18 protein-coding genes and 1 riboswitch are annotated in these 20,998 nt (G+C 70.0%); of the genes, 12 read left to right on the top strand and 6 right to left on the bottom strand.

The genetic code is table 11. The features are described from left to right. The first annotated feature begins 9 nt into the window (after window positions 1–9). From JKL49_RS00555 to JKL49_RS00525, 7 genes are all read left to right on the top strand, one after another. Window positions 10–1,236: an NAD(P)/FAD-dependent oxidoreductase gene (locus JKL49_RS00555; RefSeq protein ID WP_347340334.1), complete on the top strand. Its 1,227-nt coding sequence runs from the start codon at window positions 10–12 to the stop codon at window positions 1,234–1,236. A 168-nt stretch (window positions 1,237–1,404) separates the two neighbouring features. Beyond that, window positions 1,405–1,653 carry a hypothetical protein gene (locus JKL49_RS00550; protein WP_215337430.1) on the top strand — a complete coding sequence of 83 codons (249 nt, stop codon included), beginning with the start codon at window positions 1,405–1,407 and terminating at the stop codon, window positions 1,651–1,653. Between the two features lie 140 nt (window positions 1,654–1,793). After that, the gene (locus JKL49_RS00545) at window positions 1,794–4,622 is read left to right on the top strand and encodes a [protein-PII] uridylyltransferase (protein ID WP_215337428.1); all 2,829 of its coding nucleotides are present in this window, start codon (window positions 1,794–1,796) and stop codon (window positions 4,620–4,622) included. A gap of 39 nt (window positions 4,623–4,661) precedes the next feature. Continuing rightward, window positions 4,662–6,293 (top strand): murein biosynthesis integral membrane protein MurJ, encoded by a 1,632-nt coding sequence (murJ, locus tag JKL49_RS00540; protein ID WP_347340333.1) that lies wholly within the window; start codon window positions 4,662–4,664, stop codon window positions 6,291–6,293. Between the two features lie 147 nt (window positions 6,294–6,440). Then, entirely contained in the window at window positions 6,441–7,478 is a 1,038-nt protein-coding gene (gene trpS / locus JKL49_RS00535) for a tryptophan--tRNA ligase (protein WP_215337426.1), read from the top strand. A 55-nt stretch (window positions 7,479–7,533) separates the two neighbouring features. After that, window positions 7,534–8,007 carry a universal stress protein gene (locus JKL49_RS00530; RefSeq protein ID WP_215337424.1) on the top strand — a complete coding sequence of 158 codons (474 nt, stop codon included), beginning with the start codon at window positions 7,534–7,536 and terminating at the stop codon, window positions 8,005–8,007. Between the two features lie 30 nt (window positions 8,008–8,037). Then, window positions 8,038–8,838 (top strand): SDR family NAD(P)-dependent oxidoreductase, encoded by an 801-nt coding sequence (locus tag JKL49_RS00525; RefSeq protein WP_215337423.1) that lies wholly within the window; start codon window positions 8,038–8,040, stop codon window positions 8,836–8,838. Here the strand turns inward: JKL49_RS00525 and JKL49_RS00520 are convergent. Beyond that, entirely contained in the window at window positions 8,835–9,521 is a 687-nt protein-coding gene (locus JKL49_RS00520) for a MarC family protein (RefSeq protein WP_215337421.1), read from the bottom strand. The genes JKL49_RS00525 and JKL49_RS00520 overlap by 4 nt on opposite strands. A gap of 75 nt (window positions 9,522–9,596) precedes the next feature. Here JKL49_RS00520 and pyrF point away from each other — a divergent pair, with 75 nt between their 5' ends. Then, complete coding sequence (gene pyrF / locus JKL49_RS00515; RefSeq protein ID WP_215337419.1) at window positions 9,597–10,310, top strand: orotidine-5'-phosphate decarboxylase; 714 nt, start codon at window positions 9,597–9,599, stop codon at window positions 10,308–10,310. A gap of 4 nt (window positions 10,311–10,314) precedes the next feature. Here the strand turns inward: pyrF and JKL49_RS00510 are convergent, their stop codons facing one another. Together JKL49_RS00510 and JKL49_RS00505 are read right to left on the bottom strand one after the other, a co-directional pair. Then, window positions 10,315–11,058 (bottom strand): hypothetical protein, encoded by a 744-nt coding sequence (locus tag JKL49_RS00510; RefSeq protein ID WP_215342885.1) that lies wholly within the window; start codon window positions 11,056–11,058, stop codon window positions 10,315–10,317. 115 nt (window positions 11,059–11,173) lie between these two features. Further along, complete coding sequence (locus JKL49_RS00505; protein WP_215337417.1) at window positions 11,174–11,371, bottom strand: DUF1674 domain-containing protein; 198 nt, start codon at window positions 11,369–11,371, stop codon at window positions 11,174–11,176. Window positions 11,372–11,462: 91 nt separating this feature from the next. Here JKL49_RS00505 and JKL49_RS00500 point away from each other — a divergent pair, with 91 nt between their 5' ends. From JKL49_RS00500 to purH, 4 genes are all read left to right on the top strand, one after another. After that, window positions 11,463–12,749: an RsmB/NOP family class I SAM-dependent RNA methyltransferase gene (locus tag JKL49_RS00500; RefSeq protein ID WP_215337415.1), complete on the top strand. Its 1,287-nt coding sequence runs from the start codon at window positions 11,463–11,465 to the stop codon at window positions 12,747–12,749. Between the two features lie 44 nt (window positions 12,750–12,793). Beyond that, complete coding sequence (rpe, locus tag JKL49_RS00495; RefSeq protein WP_215337414.1) at window positions 12,794–13,459, top strand: ribulose-phosphate 3-epimerase; 666 nt, start codon at window positions 12,794–12,796, stop codon at window positions 13,457–13,459. A gap of 9 nt (window positions 13,460–13,468) precedes the next feature. After that, window positions 13,469–15,196, top strand: a complete 1,728-nt coding sequence (locus JKL49_RS00490) for a heparinase II/III family protein (RefSeq protein WP_215337412.1) — start codon at window positions 13,469–13,471, stop codon at window positions 15,194–15,196. Between the two features lie 28 nt (window positions 15,197–15,224). After that, window positions 15,225–15,307: riboswitch (ZMP/ZTP riboswitch) on the top strand. A gap of 23 nt (window positions 15,308–15,330) precedes the next feature. After that, on the top strand, window positions 15,331–16,923 hold the full coding sequence (gene purH / locus JKL49_RS00485) for a bifunctional phosphoribosylaminoimidazolecarboxamide formyltransferase/IMP cyclohydrolase (protein WP_215337410.1): 1,593 nt from the start codon (window positions 15,331–15,333) through the stop codon (window positions 16,921–16,923). 64 nt (window positions 16,924–16,987) lie between these two features. On the opposite strand, the gene JKL49_RS00480 is transcribed toward purH, so the two are convergent. The 3 genes from JKL49_RS00480 to JKL49_RS00470 all read right to left on the bottom strand — a co-directional run bounded on the left by JKL49_RS00480 (window position 16,988) and on the right by JKL49_RS00470 (window position 20,964). After that, window positions 16,988–17,218 carry a hypothetical protein gene (locus JKL49_RS00480; protein ID WP_215337408.1) on the bottom strand — a complete coding sequence of 77 codons (231 nt, stop codon included), beginning with the start codon at window positions 17,216–17,218 and terminating at the stop codon, window positions 16,988–16,990. Then, window positions 17,218–20,040 (bottom strand): M16 family metallopeptidase, encoded by a 2,823-nt coding sequence (locus JKL49_RS00475; protein ID WP_215337406.1) that lies wholly within the window; start codon window positions 20,038–20,040, stop codon window positions 17,218–17,220. Before JKL49_RS00475 ends, JKL49_RS00480 begins: the two co-directional genes overlap by 1 nt. A 237-nt stretch (window positions 20,041–20,277) precedes the next feature. After that, the gene (locus JKL49_RS00470; protein ID WP_215337404.1) at window positions 20,278–20,964 is read right to left on the bottom strand and encodes a hemerythrin domain-containing protein; all 687 of its coding nucleotides are present in this window, start codon (window positions 20,962–20,964) and stop codon (window positions 20,278–20,280) included. Between the last annotated feature and the right edge of the window lie 34 nt (window positions 20,965–20,998).

The following is a 20,998-nucleotide window of genomic DNA, read 5'->3' as shown; positions in this document are numbered from 1 at the left end:
GTCGTCGTCGTGGGGGGCGGCTTCGGCGGGCTCTCCGTGGTCAAGGGCTTGGCCGGCGCGCCCGTCGCTATCACCCTGATCGACCGCCGCAACCACCACCTGTTCCAGCCCCTGCTCTACCAGGTGGCCACAGCGTCGCTGGCCACCTCGGAGATCGCCTGGCCGATCCGGTCCCTGGTTCGCGACCGGCCGGAGGTCACCACCCTGCTTGCCACGGTGACCGGTGTGGATGTCGCGACGCAAAGGGTGCGCTTCGAGGACGGGACCGCGATCGCCTATGACACCCTGGTGCTGGCCACCGGGGCCCGCCACGCCTATTTCGGCCATGACGAGTGGGAACCCTTCGCGCCAGGTCTCAAGACCATTGAGGACGCCACCACCATCCGCCGCCGGATTCTGATGGCCTTCGAGGACGCCGAGCGGGAGAGCGATCCCGCCCGCCAGAGGGCCTTGCTGACCTTTGTCATCGTCGGCGGCGGTCCCACCGGGGTGGAGCTGGCCGGCACCATCGCCGAGCTCGCCCGCCACACCCTGCCCCCCGAATTCCGCAATATCGATCCGGGCAGCGCCCAGGTGGTGCTGGTCGAGTCCGGGCCCCGCGTCCTGCGCGGCTATCCCGACAGCCTGTCGGACTACGCCAGTCGCTCGCTGGCGGCGCTGGGTGTCGAGGTGGCGTTGGGCCGCGCGGTGTCCGAGGTCGCCGCCGACCACGTAATCTTCGGCGACCGGCGGTTGGAGACACGGACGGTGCTCTGGGCCGCGGGCGTACGGGCCTCCCCGGCCGCTCAATGGCTGGGGGCGCCGACTGATGGAGCGGGCCGCGTGAAGGTGGCGCCGGATCTCACGGCGCCGGGACATCCGCAGGTGTTCGTGGTTGGCGATACGGCCAGCGTGCTCGACCGCAAAGGCCGGCCTGCCCCAGGCATCGCCCCGGCGGCCACGCAAGAGGGACGCTATGTCGCCAGGGCGATCAAGGCGCGGCTCCGGCGCGCCTCGCGGCCAAGGCCGTTCCGCTACCGCCATCCCGGAAGCCTCGCCCAGATCGGCAAGCAGAGCGCGGTGATCGACTTTGGCGTCGTGCGGCTGAAGGGCGAGATCGCCTGGTGGCTCTGGGGATTGGCCCACATCTACTTCCTGATCGGCGCCCGCACCCGGCTGGCGGTGGCCCTGAACTGGGTGTGGATCCACGCCCGCAATCAGCGCAGCGCCCGGCTGATCACCCAGGGCAAGAGTTAGCCCACCCTCCGCCGGGATGAGCGGTGTTAGCGCGCCGCCAAGAAAATGGTGCGTCGCAATATTCTAATCATCGCACTGCACAACATTTTAATCTCGCGAGTACAAAAACACCTCCGACGAGCGCGGACCTCTCCTCCCCATTTTCCCGCGCCGCTGGAGATTTAGATCATGATCCGCATCGCCCTTATCGCCGCCGTCGCCGCCGTCGCCGCCTTCGCCGCCTCCTCGGCCAGCGCCACTGAAGTCCGCGTCTCCCTGGTCGGCAAGTCCGCCGAACAGATCAACGCCGACATCCTCGACGCCGCGCGCACCGTCTGCGCCCGGGACGTCGCCGGCGAGACCCTGATCCTGGGCGCCTACGGCCGTTGCGTGAGGGACACCGTGCAGGTCACCCAGCAAAAGCTCGCCGCGCTCTAAGACCGCGAGCTTTCGACCAGACTAAGGAAGGCCGGGGCCCCAGGGCGCCGGCCTTTTTCTTGACCTGCGTCCTCCTGCGGGCTTCGCGCCCGGGACGGCGCGGCCCTATATGTGGGCGACCGGTTTTCCTTAGGTTTCTCATGCCGCCACGCCTGCGTCCCACGCGCCTCGAATATGTTGTCGACGGCCTGCGGCTGCGCGCCCAGCTCTCGGCCGCGGCCCTGGATGCGGCGGGGGATGCCCCAGAACAGCGGCGCCGCGCCCTAGACATCCTCAAGCAGGCCCTGTTCCGCGGCCGGATGATCGCCAAGGAGCGGCTGGAGAACGGCGCCGGCGGCATCGAGACCGCCCGGCTCTTGTCCGGCGTGACGGACGAAGTCGTCACCGCGTTGTACGACTTCACCACCGTCCACGTGTTCCGGGCGCGCAATCCCACCGAGGGCGAGCGCCTGGCCCTGATGGCGGTGGGCGGATATGGGCGCGGGACCCTGGCGCCCTTCTCCGACCTCGATCTGCTGTTCCTGCGCCCCTACAAGCAGACGGCCCATGCCGAGAGCGTGATCGAGTTCATGCTCTATGCCCTGTGGGACCTGGGCTTCAAGGTGGGCCACGCCTCGCGCACGATCGAGGAGTGCATCCGGCTCTCCAAGGAAGACTTCACCATCCGCACCTCGATCCTGGAGGCGCGCAAGCTGACCGGCGACGAGAAGCTGGCCGAGGAGCTGACCCGCCGCTTCGCCAACGAAGTGGTGAAGGGCACGGGCGCCCAGTTCGTCGCCGCCAAGCTGAAGGAGCGCGATGAGCGCCACTCCCGCGCCGGCGCCAGCCGCTACCTGGTGGAGCCCAACGTCAAGGAGGGCAAGGGCGCCCTGCGCGACCTCAACACCCTGTTCTGGATCGCCCAGTACCTGAACCCCTCGGCCCAGGCGCGGACGGACGGGATCGTGCATCTGGAGATGTTCGAGCGGCAGGAGGTTGCGGCTTTCCTGCGCGCCTTCGACTTCCTTTGGGCGGTGCGGTGCCACCTGCATTTCGCCACCGGCCGCCCCGAGGAGCGCCTGACCTTCGACCTGCAGCCGGAGATCGCCCGGCGCATGGGCTACGGCGATCGGGGCGACGCGCCGGCCGTCGAGCGCTTCATGCGGCGCTACTTCCTGATCGCCAAGGAGGTCGGCGCGCTCACCCGCGTCTTCGCCGCCAAGCTGGAATCCGAGCGGGTGAAGTCCCATCCCAAGGGCATCTCCCGCCTGCTGCCGGGCCGGGGGAGGCCGCGCAAGACCATGCTGGAGGCCGGCTTCCACGAGGAGGGCGGAAGGCTCAACATCGACACGCCGGAGATCTTCCAGGCTGATCCGATCAACCTGCTGCGCCTGTTCCGCACCGCCGACCGCCGCGACCTGGACCTGCACCCCGACGCCTTCACCGCCGCCACGCGGTCACTCACGCTGATCACCTCGAAGACCCGGCGCGATCCGCGCGCGGCCAAGGTGTTCCTGGACATTCTGGCCCGGGGCCGCGATCCGCAGCGGACCCTGACCCTGATGAACGAGGCCGGGGTCCTGGGCCGCTTCCTGCCGGAGTTCGGCCGGGTCGTCGCCCAGATGCAGTTCAACATGTACCACTCGTACACGGTCGATGAGCACACCCTGCGGGCGGTGGGCGTGATCGCCGAGATCAAGGCCGGCCGTTTCGCCGAGGACCATCCGCTGTCGACGGCCATCATGCCGCTGATCGATGATCCGGAGGCCCTGTTCCTGGCCATGCTGCTGCACGACACCGGCAAGGGCGGGGCCGGCGGCCAGGAGAAGGCCGGGGCCCGGGCCGCGCGCCAGGCCTGCGAACGCCTGGGCCAGGACCGCAAACGCATCGAGCTGGTGGCCTGGCTGGTGGAGCATCACCTGGTGATGAGCGACTACGCCCAGAAGCGCGACGTGTCGGACCCGCGCACGGTGGTGGACTTCGCCCGCATCGTGGAGACGCCCGAACGCCTGCGGCTGCTGCTGGTGCTCACCGTCGCCGACATCCGCGCCGTGGGGCCTGGCGTCTGGAACGGCTGGAAGGGCCAACTTCTTCGTGAGCTCTATGCCGCCACCGAGGCCGTCTTCCGCGGCGGCCGGGGGTCGGACGCCGCGGCCGCCGTGCGCCGCTATCACGAGAACGCCGCCTATGACGCCCGCATGCGGCTGGTGGCCGTCGACCCCGCCGCCACCGCCTGGGCCCAGGCCATGGAGGACGCCTATTTCACCTCCTTCGCCGAGAGCGAGGTCCAGGGCCACGCGGCGCTGGCCCGCCGCGCGGAAAAGGGCGGAGCCGCCGCCGAGGGCCATATCCGCCCGGGCCTGAACGCGTCCGAAGTCGTCGTGGCCGCCCCCGACCGGCCGCGCCTGTTCGTCGACCTGGCCCAGGCCGTCACCGCCGCCGGGGCCAATGTCATGGGCGCCCGGGTCTTCACCTCCCGCTCGGGCCAGGCCCTGGATGTCTTCTACGTGCAGGACGTTACTGGCGCGGCCTATGGCTCCGACAACGCCAAGGCGCTGACCCGCCTGGCCGCCGCCCTGGAGGCCGCCGCCCGCGGCGAGCCGATCAAGACCGAGACCAAGCGCCTGTCCGACCTGGGCCGGGCCGCGGCCTTCTCCATCATCCCCACCGTCATGCTGGACAATGACGCCTCGGAGGTCTCGACGGTGGTGGAGGCCTCGGGCCGCGACCGTCCGGGCCTGCTGGTGGCTCTGGCCCAGCCGATCTCCGAGGCGGGCCTCTCCATCCTCTCGGCCCATATCGACGGCTATGGCGAGCGCGCGGTGGACGCCTTCTATGTGGTGGACGCCGACGGCAAGAAGCTCACCGACCCCAAGGCCATGACCAGCCTGAAGGCCGGGCTGATGCTGGCCTTGGACGAGGCGGAGGCCTCGGCTTCGTCGAAGTCACGCTCCAACCTGCAGCGGGCTCGGGCCAGCGTGGCGCGCTGACGGCTTGACGGCGTGCCCGGCCCTGCGCACAGAGCGAGCGTGACCGAACCCGCCGCGCCCCCGACGCCCGCCCCCGCCAAGTCCGGCGGGATGATCCGCTCGTCGATGATCTATTCGGCGCTCACCCTGGTCAGCCGGTTCATGGGCCTGGCCCGGGACCTGGTGATAACCGCGCGCCTGGGGGGCAGCAGCAATATCGCCGCTGACGCCTATTTCACGGCGCTGACCTTCCCCAATCTGTTCCGTCGCATCTTCGCCGAGGGCGCCTTCGCCGCGGCCTTCGTGCCCGACTACTCGCGGCGCCTGGCCAGCGACGGCAAGGAATCGGCCGACGCCTTCGCCGCCGACAGCCTGGCGACCCTGGCGGCCGCCACGGTGGTGGTCACGGTCATCTGCCAGCTGGCCATGCCCTGGCTGATGATGGCCTACAGCCCCGGCTACATGAGCGACCCGGCCAAGTTCAAGCTGGCGGTGCTGCTCACCCAGATCACCATGCCGTATCTCGTCTGCATCTCGATCGCCTCGCTGTTCGCGGGCATCCTGACGGCGCGGGGGCGGTTCGTGATCTACGGCCTCTATCCCACCATCCTCAACGTGGTGATGCTGATCGCGGTGCTGCCGCAGAAGGATCCGACCCGGGCGGCCTTCGCCGCCTCGGTGGGCGTCGTGGTCGCCGGGATCGGCCAGGCGGCCATCTGCTGGTGGGGCGCGCACCGCACCGGCGCCCGGGTGCGCCTGAAGGCCCTGCGGTTCACGCCCGAGATCAAGGCCCTGGCCCGCCGTGCGGTGCCCGGCGTCATCGCCTCGAGCGCGGTGCAGATCAACCTCTTCATCTCCGCCATCCTGGCCTCCCAGGTGGCCGGCATGCGCGTCTGGCTGAACGTCGCCGAGCGCTTCTACCAGCTGCCGCTCAGCCTGGTGGGCGTCGCCATCGGCGTGGCCCTGCTGCCCCGGCTCGCCACCGCCTTCCAGCTCAACGACCACGAGGACACCCAGGGGGCCATGGACCAGGCCATCGTCTTCGGCCTGGCCCTGACTCTGCCCGCCGCCGCGGCCCTGATGGCCATGCCGGTCTATCTGGCCGACGGATTCTTCGCCCGCGGCGAGTTCACCCATGCCGATGCGGCCTCCTCCGGCGCCCTGCTGTTCCACTACGGCTGGGGCCTGCCGGCCTTCGTGTTGATCAAGATCCTGCAGCCGGCCTTCTTCGCGCGCGGGGACACCAAGACCCCGATGCGGTTCTCGCTGATCTCGGTGGGGGTCAATATCGTGCTGGGCGTGACCCTGTTCTACACCATCGGCTTCCCCGGCATCGCGGTCTCCACCGCCATCGCCTCCTGGGTCACCGTGGCCCAGATGGCGGTCCTGCTGTGGCGGGAGAAGGCCTATCGCCCCTCGGCCCGCACGATCGGCAAGATCATCCGAGTGACCGCCGCCAGCGTGATCCTGGGGATCGTCCTGGCCCTGGCGAGCCACTTCCGCGCCGTGCTGGAGGCGCCCCTGGCCGGGATGAGCGGCGCCAAGGAGATCACCGTGCTGCTGGTGGCCCTGGTGGGCGGCCTGCTCTATCCGGTGGTGTTGCTGGCGCTCGGCGGCGTCACCCCGGCCGAGGTGCGCGGGGCGCTGAAGCGGCGCAAGGGCGACGTGGCCGTGGCGGTTCCCGAACTCTGACGGGCTTGCCCAATGGTCAGCCACGGACTATTCGCATCGGTCATGGCTTATCTGGACGCATTCACCTGGCGATGGCGCAGCGCCTGATCCCGCTCCCGCGGCGCGAGGTTTCGCGCCTCCACGTCCTCAAGTTCAAAGCCTGATCCCATGACCGAACAAGCTCCCGCCGCCTATGCCGGCAAACGACGCGTGCTCTCCGGCGTCCAGCCCTCCGGAGCGCTGCACCTGGGCAACTATCTCGGCGCCCTGGTGAAGTTCACCCGGCTGCAGCACGAGATGGAGACCTTCATCTTCGTGGCCGACATGCACGCCATCACGGTGTGGCAGGACCCGAAGCTGCTGACCTCGCAGGTCCGCGAGATCGCCGCGGCCTATCTCGCCTCGGGCCTCGATCCGGCCAAGGCCACGATCTTCCCGCAGTCGGCGGTGCCGGAACACGCCCAGCTGGCCTGGGTGTTCAACTGCGTCGCCCGCCTCGGCTGGCTCGACCGGATGACCCAGTTCAAGGACAAGGCCGGCAAGCACAAGGAACGCGAGAGCGTCGGGCTCTACACCTATCCGGTGCTCCAGGCGGCCGACATCCTGGTCTACAAGGCCACCCATGTGCCGGTGGGGGAGGACCAGCGCCAGCACCTGGAGCTGACCCGCGACATCGCCGCCAAGTTCAACCACGACTTCGACGTCCCGGGCTATTTCCCGCTGCCGGAGGCCCTGACCGAGGGGCCGGGCGCGCGGATCATGTCCCTGCGCGATGGCTCGGCGAAGATGAGCAAGTCCGATCCGTCGGACAATTCCCGGCTCAACCTGATGGATGACGCCGACGCCATCTCGCAGAAGATCCGCAAGGCGCGCACCGATCCCGATCCCCTGCCGGAGACCCTGGAGGAGCTGAAGGATCGGCCCGAGGCGCTGAACCTGATCGGCATCTATGCGGCGCTGTCTGAACGCACCGCCGCCGACGTGTTGGCCGAGTTCACCGGCCAGGGCTTTGGCCAGTCGTTCAAGCCGCTGCTGGCGGACCTGGCGGTGGCCAAGTTCGGCGCCATCAGCGGCGAGATGCGCCGGCTGATGAGCGAGCCCGACGAGATCGATCGCATCCTGGCGGCCGGCGCCGAAAAGGCCCGGGAGGCCGCGGCCCCGACCCTGGCTGAGGTGAAGAAGATCGTCGGCTTCTGGGGCAGCTAAACCCTAGCATCCGAGGTGGCTTGCATCCGGAGACGGGGCAAGCCACCGTCGCCCCATGAGCCAACGCAAGTTCCTGGTCATCGCCGACGACAGCGCCGAGTTCATGGCCGCGCTGAAATTCGCCTGCCGCCGCGCCCGCTCCACCGGCGGTCATGTGGCCCTGCTGCGGGTGATCGAGCCGGCGGTCTTCGAGCACTGGTCGGGCGTGCGCGAAGAGATCGAGCGCCAGGCCCGCGAGGAGGCCGAGGCCGCGCTGCAGAAGATGGCCGAGTTCGTCATCGCCGAGACCGGCATGGCGCCGGAATTCATCATCGAACACGCCGACAACACCCGCGCGGCCCTGCGCAAGGTGATCAGCGAGGACCCCGCCATCAAGATCCTGGTGCTGGCCGCCGCCGTGGAGGGCCGGGGGCCCGGTCCCCTGGTGGCCTCCATCGCCAAGGAGGGGGTCAAGTGGGGCTCGCGAAAGGTCCCCGTCACCCTGGTGCCTGGTGATCTGACCGACGACGAGATCGCCGATCTGGCTTAACTAGGCCGTATCGAGACTCGCGAGGCACGCATGGACCGCAAACTGGCGCTGATCACCGGGGCTTCGGCCGGGATCGGGGCGGCCTTCGCCAAGATCTACGCCAGCCACGGCTATGACGTGGCCCTCACCGCGCGGCGCGCCGATCGCCTGGATCGCCTGGCCGAGGACATCGGCCTGCGCCATGGCGTCGAGACCCTGACCGTTCCCGCCGACCTGGCCGATCCCGCCGCTCCGGCTGCGATCCTGGACCATCTCACCGCCCACGGCCGGGTGGTGGACGCGCTCATCAACAACGCCGGTTACGGCCAGCCCGGAACCTATGCCGACACCACCTGGGAGCAGCAGGCCGCTGTCCTGCAGGTGATGCTGACGGCGCCCAGCGAACTGGCGCACAGGGTGTTGCCGGGCATGGTGGACCGGCGGTTCGGGCGTATCGTCAACGTCGCGTCCCTGGCGGGCCTGATCCCGGGCTCGGCGGGCCACACCCTCTACGGCGCCACCAAGAGCTATCTGGTGAAGTTCTCCCAGAGCCTGCACCTGGAGAACCTGGCGACCGGGGTGCATGTCAGCGCGCTCTGCCCCGGCTTCACCTACTCCGAATTCCACGACGCCAACGGCACGCGCGAAAAGATCAGCGCCTCGACCCCGCCCTGGCTGTGGCTGGGCGCAGACGAGGTGGCCGCAGCGGGCTACGAGGCCGTTGAGGCCAACCGCGCCGTGGCGGTGCCGGGCGCCCCGAACAAGGCCATCGCCGGCCTGGTGAAACTGATCCCCGACGAATGGGCCCTGGCGCTCATGGCCGCCCAAGGGCCGCGCTTCCGCAAGGTTTAGTGCGCCGCGTAGGGGGCCGCGGCCTTGCGCAGGATGACGTCGTGGGTGCTATCGGCGATGCCGATCATCACGAACTGCACGGCCAGCGCGCAGAGGATCAGGCCCAGCACCCGGACCACGATGGTCAGGCCGATCTTGCCCAAGAGGCGGGTGATCAGCGGGCTCGCCCAGAAGGCCAGCATGGTCGACAGCGCGGTGGCCGCGATGACGGCGACGCCGACGGCCGCGCCCACCAGGCCGAAGCGCTTGGCCTCGCTGGCGTAGATGATGACAGTGGAGATGGCGCCCGGCCCGATCAGCAGGGGCATGGCGAAGGGCACGATCATCCGCTCGAAGCGCTTGCGGGCATGGGCCCGGCCCTCGCCCGGGGTGTTATCGGCGGCCTCGACACTGGTGGCCATGTCGCCGCGCACCATGTCCAGGCCCAGCAGGAACAGGATGATCCCGCCGGCCATGCGGAAGGCCGGCAGGGAGATGCCGAAGAAGGCCAGCAGCGACAGGCCCGAGAAGTAGAAGAAGGTCAGGAAGAACAGGATAAAGAAGGCGATATAGACCGCGATCAGCCGCGAATCCTTGCTCTTCACCCCCACTGTGGCCGCGGCGAACAGCGGCACCGTGCCGATCGGGTCGATCAGGGCGAAAAGGGCGACGAAGAAGTTGACCGCGAAGTCTGCCGGGCTCATTGCAGCGTCTTAGCCCAATTCGTCACCCGCGCCGACCCCGTGAGAGGGGCGCTCTCGCCTGCCCGGAGCTAAGCCATGTCCGTCGCCGACACGCTCGTCAAAGCCGACCCTCGCCTGATCATTCCGCTGGACCTGCCCACCGTGGACGAGGCCCGCGCCATCGTGGACGCGCTCGGCGACACCGTCAGCTTCTACAAGGTGGGACTGGAACTGTTCGCCACCGGCGGCGGCATGACCCTGGCCAGCGAGCTGAAGGCGGCCGGCAAGCAGGTGTTCCTGGACTGGAAGCTGCACGACATCGGCACCACGGTGCAGCGCTCGGCCGCTGTGTTGGCAGATAGCGGTTGCGACTTCCTCACCGTCCACGGCGAGCCCCAGGTGATGGAGGCCGCCGTGCGCGGCAAGGGCCGCTCCGGCCTCAAGATCCTGGCGGTGACGGTGCTCACCAGCCTGTCGGACGCCGACCTCATCGAGATGGGCTTCTCCGAGACCGCCCGCTCGCTGGTGGAGCGCCGCATCCACCAGGCGGTGGCGGCCGGCTGCGACGGGGTGGTGGCCAGCCCGCACGAGGCGGCCCTGGCGCGGGCCATCGGCGGCAAGGACTTCCTGGTGGTGACCCCGGGCGTGCGTCCCGACTGGTCGGCGAAGAACGACCAGGCCCGCGCCGCGACACCCGCCGATGCGCTCAAGGCCGGCGCCTCGCACCTGGTGGTGGGTCGGCCGATCACGGCGGCCAACGATCCCCGCGACGCCGCCATGCGGGTCGCCGCGGAGATGGCGGGAGTCTAAACCCCTACCACGTGCCGCCGCCGCCCGTGTGGCCGCCGCCGCAGGTGTTGCATCCCCCGCCGCCGCCCTTGTGACCGCCGCGGCCGCCGATATTGACGCTGACGTGGCTGCTGGAGCTGGCCGAGGCCGAGGCGCGCGCGCTGGCGCTGGCTCCCGCGCCGGCTCCCGCTCCAGCGAACCCGCCACCGGAGGCGTAGCCGCCGCCCCCGCCGCCATAGCCACCCTCGGGATAGGGGCCGACGCCGTAGTCGTAGGTGAAGTTTCCGCCCAGGATCAGCTCGCCGCACTGCCGGCAGTCGCCGCAGTCCTGGGCCCGGCAGGGGCCGCGCTCGTCGTAGCGCTCGTTGTAGGCGCGCTCGTGGGCGAAGGCGGCGCATTGGCCACAGCTCGGATAACCGTAGTGCTGGGCGACATCGCCGTAGGTGCGCAGGCTGTAGCCGCCGCTGCGGCGATCGCCGTCGCCGCGCCTATGGCCGCTGCAGGTCTGGCAGCCGGGGCGCTGGCCGCCGTTGTCATAGGCGTAGCCGCCGCTGGCGACGTACCCGCCCCCGTCATAGGCATAGCCCGGAGGCGGGCCGCCCATGTCGTAGCTCCCGCCGCCCGCGACATAGCCGCCACCGTCGTAGACGTCCTGATAGCCGCCGCTCGGCTGCGCGCCCTGCCCGCAAGGGGCCGGGCATCCGGCCAGGGCCGCGCCCGCACTGAGGGCCAGGGCCAGGCCCAACATCGTCCGCGTTAACCAGGACATCGCGCTCTCCGCCATAGGTCGTCCGCGCAAACCTAGGCGGCATAAGCCTTTGCGGCGACCATTCACCCCTCAGGGGCGAAACCCCCGGCGCGAAAGGTTAACAGACTTGAGCGTGTCAGAAGTCGACGGCGATGCCCTTGCGTTCCCAGTCGCCGAAGCGGGTGGGCTCGAGACCGGCGGGGCCGCCGTTCTCCGCGGCAAGCTGCGCCTCATGTTCGGCGGCGTGGCGCGCGGCGGCCTCCTCAAGCGCGCGGCGGGCGGCGGGCGTCAGCGGCTTGCCGGGGGCGGCGCCCGGCGGATCAGTGTCTTCCATGGGTGAAATCTAGGCGCTTGTGGCGCGCCGCGCCAGTTCCGGCGCCACGTCGGGGCTTGCCTCAAGGCCGGTTTGCGGGCACGCCGCCCGCGTGACCGACCTTTCAGCCTCCGACGCCGCCGGCCTGCCCGCGCGCCGCGCCGCCCTCGACCTGCTCGCCGCGGCGCTCAACCGCCGCACGGGCTTCGACGAGGCGGCCGCCACGCCCGCCTTCCGCAACCTGGAGCCCCGCGACCGGGGCTTCGCCCGCGCCCTGGTGCTGGCGACCCTGCGCCATCTCGGTCCCATCGACCGCGCCCTGGACGGCCGCATCTCGCGCGAGCCGCCGGAGGTGGTGCGCAACATCCTGCGGCTCGGTGTCGCCCAGGCCTTCGTGCTGGGCACGCCGGCCTTCGCCGCGGTGGGAACCAGCGTCGACCTGGTGGCGGAGCTCAAGGAGGGCCGCGCCTTCAAGGGCGTCATCAACGCCATCCTGCGCGGCCTGACCCGCGAGCCGCCGGACATGACCGACCCGGAACTGCTGGCCCCGCCTTGGCTGTTCAGCCGCTGGGCCGCCGCCTTCGGCGAGCCCGCCGCCCGCGCCATGGCCACCCTGATCGCCGCCGAGCCGGCCACCGACCTTTCCGTCAAGGCGCCGTCGCCGGATCTGACGATCGCCCTGGAAGCCGAGGAACTGCCCGGCGGGACCCTGCGCTCGGCCCTGCGCGGCGAAATCTCCACCTGGCCGGGCTTCGCCGACGGGGTGTGGTGGGTGCAGGACGCCAGCGCCGCTGTGCCCGCGCGCCTGCTCGACATGAAGCCGGGCGAGACCGCGCTCGACCTTTGCGCCGCGCCCGGCGGCAAGACCCTGCAACTGGCCGCCACCGGCGCCTCGGTGGTCGCTGTCGATCGATCCGCCGCCCGCCTGGTCCGGGTCGCCGAGAACCTGGCCCGCATGGGCCTCACTGCCGAGACCGCCACCGACGACGCTGGCGGTTGGCCCGACCAGCGCACCTTCGACGCTGTCCTGCTGGACGCCCCTTGCAGCGCGACGGGCACCTATCGCCGCAACCCCGACGTCCTCTGGGCCGCCAAGCCCGGCGATGTCGCGGCCCTGGCCGGGGTGCAGTCGCGGCTGCTGGATTCGGCGGCCAGGCGCGTGAAGCCGGGCGGCCGCCTGGTCTATTGCGTCTGCTCTCTGGAGCCGGAGGAGGGTGAGGCCCAGACCCCGGGATTCCTGTCCCGCAATCCCGAGTTCGCTCTGGCCCCCATGACCCCCGGCGAGGGTGGCGCGCCGGAGGCCAGCCTGCGGTCGGACGGAACGCTCAGAATCCTGCCACATCACCGGGTCGGTGGGACGGACGGCTTCTTCGTCGCGCGGTATGTGCGAGCGGGCTAAGGTCCGCCTTGTCGCGGCCACCTGCCCCCGTTAAGTCGGAACCCATGACCGCGCGCACCCCGATCATCGCCCCGTCCATCCTGGCGTCCGACTTCGCCAAGCTCGGCGAGGAATGCCGCGCGGTGGCGGCGGCCGGCGCCGACTGGCTGCATATCGACGTGATGGACGGCCACTTCGTGCCCAACATCACGCTCGGCCCCGACATCGTGAAGGCGCTGAAGCCCCACGTCTCGATCCCCTTCGACGTCCACCTGATGATCGCCCCGGTGGACAACTACCTGGAGGCCTTCGCCGACGCCGGCGCCGACATCATCAGCGTCCATCCCGAGAGCGGGCCCCACCTGAACCGCACGCTCAAGCGCATCCGTGAGCTGGGCTGCAAGGCCGGCGTGGTGTTCAACCCGTCCACTTCCCCCTCGGTGATCGAGTGGATGATGGACGAGATCGACCTGATCCTGGTGATGTCCATCAACCCCGGCTTCGGCGGCCAGAAGTTCATGCACTCCCAGCTGGCCAAGATCGCCAGGCTCCGCGAGATGATCGACGCCACGGGCCGCGACATCGATCTGGAGGTCGACGGCGGGGTGACGGTGGAGACCGCGCCGCTCTGCATGGCCGCGGGCGCCACGGCCCTGGTGGCCGGGACCGCCGTCTTCAAGGGCGGGCCCAGCGCCTACGCCGCCAATATCGCCGCCCTGAAGGGCGGGTAGGGCCCCGGTATGGCGGGCGGCCTTCCGGCTCTGTCGCGCCTGCCTGGCCGAGTCTTCCTTCTCGCCCTCGCCCAGGGCCTGCAGCGTCAGATGCGCCGGGAGTGGTTCGGCAATCCCCTGCATCGCTGGCTGTTGGCGAGGCCGCGGCCTGAGGGCCTGGCCGCCGGTCCGCGCAACCCCCGCCCGGTCAATCCGGAGGCTGGCCGCCGCATCCTGGACGGCCGCTTCGTGTTCGGTGGCGCGACCCTGGAGACCGGCACGAGGGGCGATCCCTGGGACCGGCCCAGCCCGACGCGACGGTTCGCCGCGGTTCTGCACCGGTTCGACTGGATGCCCGACCTGCTGTCCACCGGGGACGCCGGCGCGGCCGAGGGCCTGCGCCTGACCCTGGACTGGTCTCGGGTGTTCGGTCGATGGAACGGGTTTTCCTGGGCGCCCGAGGTTCTGGAGCGGCGGACCTTCAACCTGGCCTGCGCGGCGACCACCCTCTGCGCCCGGGCCTCGGACGCCGAGACCGCCCTGATCACCCTGGACCTCGCCCGCCAGGCTCGCCACCTGCTGGACTCGATCGACGGCCCGGTCCGCGCCGCCGAGCGGGCCGTGGCCGCCACCCTGGCCGGGACCGTGCTGTCGGGGGAAGCCGGTGAAAAACTCATCGATCGCGGCCTGATCGCGCTGGAACGCGCCCTGCACGTCACCGTTCAACCGGACGGCGGCCACGCCTCGCGCAGTCCCCGGGCCGCTCTGGAGTTGTTGCTGGACCTCCAGGCCCTCGACGAGGCCCTGGTCCAGCGCGGCATCGCGGCGCCCGACGAGATGATGCGGGCCATGGACCGCCTGACCGGGGCGGTGCGCTTCTTCACCCTGGCCGACGGCGGCCTGCCCGATCTGCAAGGGGGGGAGGCCGCCAACCGTCCCTACGTCGCCGCCGCCCGCGCCAGCGAGGCGGCCACCCAGCGCCCCCCCGTGGCCCGCAACGGCTACCAGCGGCTGGAGGCCCGCAGCCTGCAGATCCTGGCCGACTGCGCCCCGCCCGCCCAGGGCGCGTGGAGCGTGGCGGCCTGCGCCCAGCCGCTGGCCATCGAGGTGCTGGCGGCGGGCCGCCGGATGATCGTGGCCTGCGCCTGGTCGCCGGAGGCCAACGGTCCCCAGGCCCTGCGGCTGGCCGATGCCAGTTCCACCGTCTGCGTCGGGGACGCGTCCTGCGGTGAACCCTTACGCGGCTTCCGGGCCAATGCGCTCGGACCCCGGCTGATCGACGCCTATGACGCCGTCGCCGCCCAGCGCCACGAAACGCCCCAAGCCCTGTGGCTGGAAATGTCTCACGACGGCTGGGTTCCGCGCTTTGGCCTGCGCCACGAGCGGCGGCTGTTCCTGGATCTGGCGGCCGACGAACTGCGGGGCGAAGATCGGCTGACACCGGTGGCGGAGCCCTCTGGCGACCCCGAGGCCCGACGCTTCGTGCCCTTCATGGTCCGCTTCCACGTTCACCCCGATGTCCGCGCCAGCCTGGCCCGCGACGGCAAGAGCGTGCTGCTGCGGGCCGAGGGCGACGAGACCGGCTGGTGGCTGCGCAACGACGCCCAGGAGGTGTCGGTGGAAACCTCGGTCTATTTCCAGGACGGCCTGCCCAAGCGGACCCACCAGATCGTGCTGCGCGGCGCCGCCCGCCTGGACGCCGGCGCCCGGGTGCGGTGGAAGCTCGCGGCGGCCGAGGCCTGGCCCCCGCCGCATTGACGAAATCGGCTCGTGGGCCTACAGCCACCGCGACCTGCGTGACTGGCGAAACTGAGGTGGGAGACCACCGGGGAGCGCAGGGTCCATATGCCGCTCGCCTGGGCAAAGCCTCTTCAAACGATGAAGGATTTGCCGTGCCCGCAGCCCCCGACTTCCCCAAGCCCGCCGACCGCGCCTCCGTCAAGCGCGCCCTGATCTCCGTCTCCGACAAGACCGGCCTGGTGGAGGCCGCCAAGGTCCTGGCCGAACTCGGCGTCGAACTGGTCTCCACCGGCGGCACCCGGGCGGCGATCGCCGGCGCCGGTCTGGCGGTGAAGGATATCTCGGACCTGACCAACTTCCCCGAGATGATGGACGGGCGGGTCAAGACCCTGCACCCCATCGTCCACGGCGGCCTGCTCAGCGTCCGCGACGCGCCCGACCACGCCAAGGCCATGGCCGACCACGGCATCGGCGGCATCGATCTGGTCTATGTGAACCTCTACCCCTTCGAGGCCACGGTGGCGGCCGGCGGCGACTTCGAAACCTGCGTCGAGAACATCGACATCGGCGGCCCGGCCATGATCCGCTCGGCGGCCAAGAACCACGGCTATGTCTGCGTCTGCACCGAGATCGCCGACCTGGAAGAGGTGCTGGCCGAACTCAAGGCCACCGGGACCACCAGCCTGGCGCTGCGCAAGTCGCTGGCCGCCCGCGCCTATGCCCGCACCGCCACCTATGACGCCGCCATCTCCGCCTGGTTCGCCGCCGCCCTGGGCGACATCGCCCCCAAGCGCCGGGCCATCGGCGGTGAGCTGGTCCAGACGATGCGCTATGGCGAGAACCCGCACCAATCGGCCAGCTTCTACCGCTTCGCCGACCCGCGTCCGGGCGTGGCGACGGCCAAGCAGCTCCAGGGCAAGGAGCTCAGCTACAACAACATCAACGACACCGACGCGGCCTTCGAGCTGATCGCCGAGTTCGATCCCGCGAACGGCCCCGCCTGCGCCATCATCAAGCACGCCAATCCCTGCGGCGTGGCGACCGGAAAGACCATGGTCGAGGCCTATGAGCGGGCGCTGGCCTGCGATCCCACCAGCGCGTTCGGCGGCATCATCGCCCTGAACCAGAAGCTGGACGCCGCCACGGCCACCGAAATCCTCAAGCTGCTCACCGAGGTGGTGATCGCGCCGGACGCCGACGCCGACGCCGTGGCCCTGTTCGCCAAGAAGAAGAACGTGCGCCTGCTGACCACCGGCGGCCTGCCCGATCCCCTGGCGGCCGGGACCACCTTCAAGTCGGTCTCCGGCGGATTCCTGGTGCAGAGCCGCGACGACGCCCGCCTGACCGCCGCCGACCTGACGGTGGTCACCAAGCGTGCGCCGACCGAGGCGGAAATCCGCGACATGCTGTTTGCCTTCACCATCGCCAAGCACGTGAAGTCCAACGCCATCGTCTATGCGCGCGCCGGGCAAACCCTGGGCGTCGGCGCCGGCCAGATGAACCGCAAGGATAGCGCCCGTATCGCCGCGCTACGGGCCGCCGATTTCGGCCTGGACCTGAAGGGCTCGGCCTGCGCCTCGGAAGCCTTCTTCCCGTTCCCCGACGGCCTGATCCAGGCCGCCGACGCCGGTTGCACCGCGGTGATCCAGCCGGGCGGCTCCATCGGCGACCAGAAGGTCATCGACGCCGCCGACGAGCGCGGCCTGGCCATGGTCTTCACCGGCGTGCGCGTCTTCCGGCATTAGAGGCCGATGGCTTCTCTCGAAGCCTGAATCCGGCTCTGCATCTTTGAATTTGGAGCCCGGGGTGTCAGGCCGCCCGCGTGTCCCACCAGCGCCACAGGGCCGCGAGGCCCCAGAAGATCTCGATCAGCCCGAAGGGCCAGGCGCCCTGCAGGAAGGCGTAGGACGAGGCCGCGAAGTTGGCGAAGGCGAAGCCCAGGGTCCACCAGGGGCTCCGCTTCTCCATGATGTAGCAGAACAGGCTGGCGCAGACGGCGGCGAGGCCGAACAGCGACAAGGCGTCGAAGTGAAATCCCATCAGGGGGCTTTAGCAGCTTTCCTCAAGGACGGACTGTCGAGATCGAGGTCGGCGGCGGGGATCACCTCCAGGTCCGCTCGGCGGGTCTTCAGGCCATCGGCGAAACTCTTGGCGTCGCCGGCCACGATGACGCTGACACTGGCCGGATCCAGGCGGGTGGCCGCGAAGTCCTGCACCTGGGCGCCGGTGACGGCTTCCACCTTGCCGGTATAGGCGTTCATCTCGCTAAGCGGCACGCCGTAGAGGGCGAGGTTCCCCAGGATGTCGGCCAGGCCGTCGGTGGTCTCCAGCTCGCGCCCGAAGCCGCCGATCAGCACCGACTTGCGGGCCTTGAGCTCTTCGGCGCCCGGCGGCTTGGCGGTCAGCCCCTTCATCTCGGCCAGGATCAGGTCCAGCACCTGGGGCGCGGACTCGTTCTTGGTCTGGGCCGCGGCGCGGAACAGGCCGGTGGTCCGGCGCGGCGTCAGCGACGATGACGCGCCATAGGACAGCCCGCGCTTGATGCGGATTTCCTGGTTCAGCCGGGCCGAATAGCCGCCCCCCAGCACGGTGTTGGCGACGATGCCGGGATAGTAGGCCGGGTCATTGCGGGCGATGCCGGGTTTCAGCACGCTCACCGCCGCCTGGCCGGTGCCGGGCAGGTCGATGGCGATGGCGCGCGGCTTGGCCGCCGGCGTGATGGTGGGCGCCGCCGGGGTCGGTGTGGCAGGCTTCTTCCAGTCGCCGAAGGTCTTCTCCGCGAGCGCGAAGCCCTGCGCCGGGGTGATCTTGCCGGTCAGCACCAGGACGGCGTTGTCGGGGCGGTAGTAGGCGGCGTGCAGCTTCACCAGGTCGCCGGTGGCGAACTTGGCCACCGAGGCCGGGGTGCCGCCCGCCACATGGCCGAAAGCGGTGCCGGCGAAAACGGTCGGGCCCGCGGCGAAGGCGGCGAGCTGGCCGGGTTCCTGATAGGCCACCGACAGGCCGTCCAGGGCCTGGGCCCGCTGGCGTTCCAACTCCTCGCTGGCGAAGGCCGGGTTCTTGGCCACGTCGGCCATGATCGCCATGGCGGCGTCGAGATTGCCCGGCATAACATTGAGGGTGACGGAGCTGCTCTCCTGGCCGCCGCCCGAGGACAGGGTCGCCCCCAGGGCCTCGGTCTGCTGGGCGATCTCCGGGGCGCTGCGGGTCTTGGTGCCCTCGGTGAGCATACCCGCGGTCATGCCCGCGACGCCCGCCAGGCCGTCGGGGTCCGCCCAGGCGCCGGTCTTCACGGTGAGGTCTGCAGTGACCAGGGGCAGTTGCGTCGACTGGGCCACGATCACTCGCAGGCCGTTGGCCAAGGTCTTTTCGGCCGGCTTCGGCAGGACCGGGCTGACCGGATTGGCGAGCGGCGGCGGGGCGACGCGCTGACCCTCGGGGGCCAGCACGCTGACCGGGCCGGTGTACTTCACCGAGGCGACGGTCGGGGCGGCGACGACCGCCGTGGTCTCGCCCTTGGGGCGGTCGCTTTCGGGCAGGTAGCGGATGGTCATTCGCCGGTCATCCGGCAAATATTTCTGCGCTACCCGCTGCACGTCGGCGGCGGTGACGGCCTGAAGGTTGGCCAGCTCCTTATTGGCCTGGGCGGCGTCCCCCTCGGTGCGCAGGGCGTAGCCCAGGGCGAAGGCCCGGCCATCGATGGTTTCGAGTTCCCGCAGCTTGCCGGCCACCAGTTCGTTCTTGGCTTCCGACAGTTCGGCGGCGGTGGGCGGGGCGTCGCGCAGCTTGGCGACCTCCCCCAGCAAGGCCTTCTCGCCCTCTTCGAGGGTGTGGCCCGAGGCCATGATCGAGCCCACCCCAAACAGGCCCGGCTGTTGCGGCAGGTCGGCCTGGGAGAAGACCTGGGCCGAAATCTGCTGGTCGTAGACGAGCGCATCGTAGAGCCGCGACGACTTGCCAGAGGACAGGATGGCGTCCAGCACCGTCAGGGGGGCGGCGTCCGGATCGGCGGCCTTCGGCCCCAGCCAGGTGATGGCCACGGCGGGCAGGGGGACATTGGGGCCGTAGCCGGTGAAGACGCCGGGACCCTTGCGTGGCGGCTCGACGGCGGTGACGCGCTTCAGCGGCGCGGACGGGGGCTTCAGAGGGCCCATATACTTGTCGACCCAGGCGTCCAGGGCCTTCGGGTCGAAGTTGCCCACCACGATCAGGGCGGCGTTGTCGGGGCGATAGTAGGCGTTGTGGAAGGCGCGCACGTCGTCGATCGTCGCGGCGTCCAGCTCCTCGATGGAGCCGATGCCCGGGCGCTTGTAGGGGTGAACCTGGTAGCTGGCCTGGGGCAGGTAGAGGCCAAACAGCCGGCCATAGGGACTGGCCAGGATCCGTTGGCGCAGCTCCTCCTTCACCACGTCCCGCTCGGACTTGAAGTTCTCCTCGTCGACCACGAGCGACCCCAGCCGCTCGCTCTCCACCCAGATCAGCCGCTCCAGGTGATTGGCCGGCACCACCTCGTAGTAGTTGGTGAAGTCGTCATAGGTGGACGCGTTGTTGACCCCGCCGACATCCTCGGTGAAGCGGTCGATGCTCTCGGCCGGGAAGTCCTTGGTGGCCTTGAACATCATGTGTTCGAAAAGGTGGGCGAAGCCCGAGCGGCCCTGGGGGTCGTCCTTGGAGCCCACCCCGTACCAGACCTGCACGGTGACGTTCGGCGTGGTCCGGTCGACGGACGAATAGACCTTCAGCCCATTGGCCAGGGTCCGTTCCTTGTAGGCGATGGGCGGGACCTGGTCGGCCGCGAGGGCGGGGGCCGTGGCGGCCAGGCCAAGGCTCAGGGCGGCGGCGCAGGCGAAGGTGCGGAACATGGGCGCGTCTCGGGAGGGGCTGGGTCGGATTGCGAACCTAGCACCCGTAACGCGCGAAGAAAGCTTACGGGATTGTCATGCGGCGTTCCCAACAACCTGACCGTCATGGCCGGGCTTGTCCCGGCCACCCATGATCTGCGCAGCTCAGCAAGTATCACTGGCGCCTGCCGCGCGGACTGCGGTCAGGCGGAGATCATGGGTCCCTTGGACAAGCCCGGGGATGACGATTGATGGAGTTTAAGCCGCCAGACCCAGCCCTTCGCTGAGGTGGGCGAAGTCGTCGGCCGAGATGTTGGGCTGGACGGCCACGGCCAGGATCGCGCCGAAGGCCTCAGCGGGCGCATTGGCGCGCATGGCGCTGAGCATGCCAATGCGGTCGGTGCGGGTGGCGGCCGGGATCATCAGGCCGGCGACCGCCATCATCTCCTCAGGCGGGATCTGGCTGACGATGGCGTCCTCCAGGGCCATCAGCTCCTCGTCGGAGAACAGGCTCTGCAGGATCGGCAGCATCAGCTGCTCCTCTTCCGCCATGTGGGCGAAGTCGTCGGCCACGAAGAGCGAGAAGCGCAGGTACAGGGCCCGCAACAGGGAATTCTTCTCCGTCCCGTCGGCGCGCTCGACGCGGCCGATCAGGGCCTCCAGGTCCTCGAAGCTGGCCCTGTGATGGTCGTGGGCCTGCTCCAGGCGCGAGGTGGCGCCGGGCGCGCGGGCCTCCAGGGCGGTGTGGATCACAGCGTCCTCGTGGGTCAGATGCTGGTCTGACAGGGCGAGTTGGGCGCGTAGGTCGGCCAGCATCCGGATGAGGCCCGGATCGCCGGCGTCAGCGGCGCCCAGGCGGGTCAGCATCTGGCACAGACCCAGGCGGATACCCTTGTGGATCGGGGCATAGAAGTCGTGGGTGGAGCGGTCACAATTGAGTTTCATTTGTCGTCTTGTTCTTGTGAAGGTTGCAAGGAGG

The sequence above is a fragment of the Phenylobacterium glaciei genome (assembly GCF_016772415.1).
Lineage (GTDB): Bacteria > Pseudomonadota > Alphaproteobacteria > Caulobacterales > Caulobacteraceae > Phenylobacterium > Phenylobacterium glaciei.
The sequence above is the reverse complement of the archived record's forward strand: the minus strand, read 5'-3'. Positions and strand labels throughout refer to the sequence as shown.

Excerpts from the sequence above, each read along its gene's own strand:
- JKL49_RS00550 (WP_215337430.1), top strand. The coding sequence starts at position 1,405 with ATGATCCGCATCGCCCTTATCGCCGCCGTCGCCGCCGTCGCCGCCTTC.
- JKL49_RS00545 (WP_215337428.1), top strand. The coding sequence starts at position 1,794 with ATGCCGCCACGCCTGCGTCCCACGCGCCTCGAATATGTTGTCGACGGC.
- trpS (WP_215337426.1), top strand. The coding sequence starts at position 6,441 with ATGACCGAACAAGCTCCCGCCGCCTATGCCGGCAAACGACGCGTGCTC.
- JKL49_RS00530 (WP_215337424.1), top strand. The coding sequence starts at position 7,534 with ATGAGCCAACGCAAGTTCCTGGTCATCGCCGACGACAGCGCCGAGTTC.
- JKL49_RS00525 (WP_215337423.1), top strand. The coding sequence starts at position 8,038 with ATGGACCGCAAACTGGCGCTGATCACCGGGGCTTCGGCCGGGATCGGG.
- JKL49_RS00520 (WP_215337421.1), bottom strand. The coding sequence starts at position 9,521 with ATGAGCCCGGCAGACTTCGCGGTCAACTTCTTCGTCGCCCTTTTCGCC.
- pyrF (WP_215337419.1), top strand. The coding sequence starts at position 9,597 with ATGTCCGTCGCCGACACGCTCGTCAAAGCCGACCCTCGCCTGATCATT.
- JKL49_RS00510 (WP_215342885.1), bottom strand. The coding sequence starts at position 11,058 with ATGTCCTGGTTAACGCGGACGATGTTGGGCCTGGCCCTGGCCCTCAGT.
- JKL49_RS00505 (WP_215337417.1), bottom strand. The coding sequence starts at position 11,371 with ATGGAAGACACTGATCCGCCGGGCGCCGCCCCCGGCAAGCCGCTGACG.
- rpe (WP_215337414.1), top strand. The coding sequence starts at position 12,794 with ATGACCGCGCGCACCCCGATCATCGCCCCGTCCATCCTGGCGTCCGAC.
- JKL49_RS00490 (WP_215337412.1), top strand. The coding sequence starts at position 13,469 with ATGGCGGGCGGCCTTCCGGCTCTGTCGCGCCTGCCTGGCCGAGTCTTC.
- JKL49_RS00480 (WP_215337408.1), bottom strand. The coding sequence starts at position 17,218 with ATGGGATTTCACTTCGACGCCTTGTCGCTGTTCGGCCTCGCCGCCGTC.
- JKL49_RS00475 (WP_215337406.1), bottom strand. The coding sequence starts at position 20,040 with ATGTTCCGCACCTTCGCCTGCGCCGCCGCCCTGAGCCTTGGCCTGGCC.
- JKL49_RS00470 (WP_215337404.1), bottom strand. The coding sequence starts at position 20,964 with ATGAAACTCAATTGTGACCGCTCCACCCACGACTTCTATGCCCCGATC.